Origin of the sequence: Pseudomonas sp. NPDC087817, assembly GCF_044742875.1 — a bacterium.
Lineage (GTDB): Bacteria > Pseudomonadota > Gammaproteobacteria > Pseudomonadales > Pseudomonadaceae > Aquipseudomonas.
In genome coordinates, this window is the sequence record NZ_JBIUVJ010000154.1 from 1 (window position 1) to 2,581 (window position 2,581).

The 2,581-nt window shown below is 60.1% G+C and carries 1 protein-coding gene and 1 pseudogene; both read left to right on the forward strand.

Features of this window, described 5'->3' with window-relative positions:
* Window positions 1–1,123 (forward strand): betaine-aldehyde dehydrogenase (gene betB, locus ACIONG_RS30255; RefSeq protein WP_401304673.1); only part of this gene is annotated, 1,123 nt, incomplete at its 5' end.
* A 250-nt stretch (window positions 1,124–1,373) separates the two neighbouring features.
* A pseudogene (locus ACIONG_RS30260) lies at window positions 1,374–2,537 on the forward strand (choline dehydrogenase); the annotation flags it as partial.
* Between the last annotated feature and the right edge of the window lie 44 nt (window positions 2,538–2,581).

Consider the following 2,581-nt stretch of genomic DNA (forward strand, 5'->3'; position numbering starts at 1 on the left):
AGGCCTGGTACCCGCCATCGAAGGCGAGCAGATCCCGCTGCGTGACACTTCTTTCGTTTACACCCGTCGCGAGCCGCTGGGCGTGGTGGCCGGTATCGGCGCGTGGAACTACCCGATCCAGATTGCTCTGTGGAAATCCGCTCCAGCCTTGGCGGCCGGTAACGCGATGATATTCAAGCCAAGCGAAGTCACCTCGCTGACCACCCTGAAACTGGCCGAGATCTACACCGAAGCCGGCGTTCCGAATGGCGTGTTCAACGTTCTGACCGGCAGCGGCCGTGAAGTCGGCACCTGGCTGACCGAGCACCCGCGCATCGAAAAAATCTCCTTCACTGGCGGCACCGACACTGGCAAGAAAGTCATGGCCAGCGCTTCGGCTTCGTCGCTGAAAGACGTGACCATGGAACTGGGCGGCAAATCCCCGCTGATCATCTGCGACGACGCCGATCTGGATCGCGCTGCCGACACCGCGATGATGGCCAACTTCTACAGCTCCGGTCAGGTCTGCACCAACGGCACTCGCGTGTTCGTACCGGCTCATCTGAAAGCCGCCTTCGAAGCCAAGATCGTTGAGCGCGTTGCGCGCATCCGCATCGGCAACCCGGAAGACGAAAACACCAACTTCGGCCCGCTGGTCAGCTTCCCGCACATGGAAAGCGTGTTGGGTTACATCGCCAAGGGTAAAGAAGAAGGTGCCCGCGTGCTGTGCGGCGGCGAGCGTCTGACCGACGGCGAATTCGCCAAAGGCGCATTCGTTGCTCCGACCGTGTTCACCGATTGCACCGACGACATGACCATCGTTCGTGAAGAAATCTTTGGCCCGGTCATGGCGATCCTCTCCTACGAAACCGAAGAAGAAGTGATCCGCCGCGCCAACGACACCGACTTCGGCCTGGCCGCCGGTATCGTCACCAAAGACCTGAACCGCGCACACCGCGTGATTCATCAACTGGAAGCCGGTATCTGCTGGATCAACGCCTGGGGCGAGTCCGACGCAAAAATGCCGGTGGGCGGTTACAAGCAGTCGGGTGTTGGCCGTGAGAACGGGATCAGCTCGCTGAACAACTTCACCCGCATCAAATCGGTACAGGTCGAGCTGGGCGATTACGTCTCGGTGTTCTGATCTGACGCAGAGTCTGGATGGGCCCTTGTGGCGAGGGGATTCATCCCCGATGGGCTGCAAAGCAGCCCCCTCCAGACACTGCAATTCTCCAGACAGAACCCAGTCGCTGACTTAACGACTGCTGCGCAGCCGGTCGGGGATAAATCCCCTCACCACAGAGGATCTTCTCCACAGGGAGTTTCCTCCTCTGCTTAGGTTTTGCAGCGTCCCGGCGATCTTGACCTGACCAACTTCAAAGAGGGTGCATTCAATGTCCCAAGAATTCGATTACATCATCATCGGTGCCGGCTCGGCCGGTAACACCCTGGCGACCCGTCTGACTGAAGACGCCGGCGTCACCGTTCTGCTGCTCGAAGCCGGCGGCCCGGACTATCGTTTCGACTTCCGCACGCAAATGCCCGCCGCACTGGCGTTCCCGCTGCAGGGTCGTCGCTACAACTGGGCGTACGAAACCGATCCAGAGCCACACATGGACGGTCGCCGGATGGAATGCGGTCGCGGCAAAGGCCTCGGCGGTTCCTCGTTGATCAACGGCATGTGCTACATCCGTGGTAACGCGATGGACTACGACGGCTGGGCAAAACTGCCAGGCCTGGAAGACTGGAGCTACCTCGACTGCCTGCCGTACTTCCGCAAAGCGGAAACCCGCGACATCGGCCCGAACGACTACCACGGTGGCGACGGTCCGGTCAGCGTGACCACGCCGAAGGCTGGCAACAACCCGCTGTTCCACGCCATGGTTGAAGCTGGCGTGCAGGCCGGTTACCCGCGCACCGAAGACCTGAACGGCTACCAGCAGGAAGGCTTCGGTCCGATGGACCGCACCGTGACGCCGAACGGCCGCCGTGCTTCCACCGCCCGTGGCTACCTCGATGTCGCCAAGAAGCGTTCGACCCTGACCATCGTCACTCACGCTCTGACCGACAAGATCCTGTTCGAAGGCAAGCGTGCCGTTGGCGTGCGTTACCTGGTCGGCGACGCTGAAGAGCGCGTTGAAGTCAAAGCGCGCAAAGAAGTCCTGCTGTGCTCCGGCGCCATTGCTTCGCCGCAGATTCTGCAACGTTCCGGTGTTGGCCCGGCAAAATTGCTGGAAAGCCTCGACATCCCGGTCGTACACGATCTGCCGGGTGTCGGTGAAAACCTGCAGGATCACCTTGAGTTGTACCTGCAATACGCCTGCACTCAGCCGGTTTCGCTGTACCCGTCGCTGCTCTGGTACAACCAGCCAGCCATTGGTGCCGAGTGGCTGTTCAACGGCACCGGCATCGGCGCCAGCAACCAGTTCGAAGCCGGCGGTTTCATCCGCTCGCGTCCGGAATTCGAATGGCCGAACATCCAGTACCACTTCCTGCCGGTGGCGATTAACTACAACGGCAGCAACGGTGTGATATATATCGGTTTGCATGCGCACATGTGTTAAATGCTTTCTCTGATGTGCTTTTGGTTTGAGGTATAATT